Origin of the sequence: Streptomyces beijiangensis, assembly GCF_017315755.1 — a bacterium.
In the GTDB taxonomy this organism is placed as follows: Bacteria; Actinomycetota; Actinomycetes; order Streptomycetales; family Streptomycetaceae; genus Streptomyces; species Streptomyces beijiangensis.
Map to the genome: position 1 here is coordinate 1 of NZ_JAFLRJ010001312.1, position 518 is coordinate 518.

The 518-nt window shown below is 74.7% G+C and carries 1 protein-coding gene; it reads right to left on the reverse strand.

The genetic code is table 11. The annotated features are described in order from the left end of the window. Positions 1–518: histidine kinase dimerization/phosphoacceptor domain-containing protein (locus J0695_RS41625; RefSeq protein WP_206970012.1), on the reverse strand; the 518-nt coding region annotated here is incomplete at both ends.

Below are 518 nucleotides of genomic sequence, written 5' to 3' on the forward strand. Positions count from 1 at the left end.
GCCCCACCTCGCGCGGCTCGCCCTCGACGTCGACGGTGAGCCCGGCCCGTACGAAGCCCTCCACCAGCTCGTCCAGCACCTCAAGACCGGGCGCGGGCTCGGTCGGAGCCGTGCTCTCGCCCGACTGGCGCAGCAGCCCGACCGTCGTCTGCAACTCGTCCAGCGCGTGCCTGCTCGCCTCCCGTACATGCGCGAGCGCCTGTTTGGCCTGGTCGGGGCGCTGGTCCATGACGCGCGACGCGACGCCCGCCTGGACGTTGACGAGGGCGATGTGGTGCGCGACGACGTCGTGCAGCGCGCGGGCGATGCGCATTCGCTCCCCTGCGACCCTGCGCCTGGCCTCCTCCTCGCGGGTGCGCTCGGCGCGCTCGGCCCGCTCGCGCATGGCGTCGATGAAGGCGCGGCGACTGCGCACGGCCTCCCCGGCCGCCGCCGCCAGCCCGGTCCAGGCGAGGATGCCGAGGTTCTCCTGCGCGTACCAGGGCCCTGGCCCGAAGAGCACGGCCGAGCCCACGAGA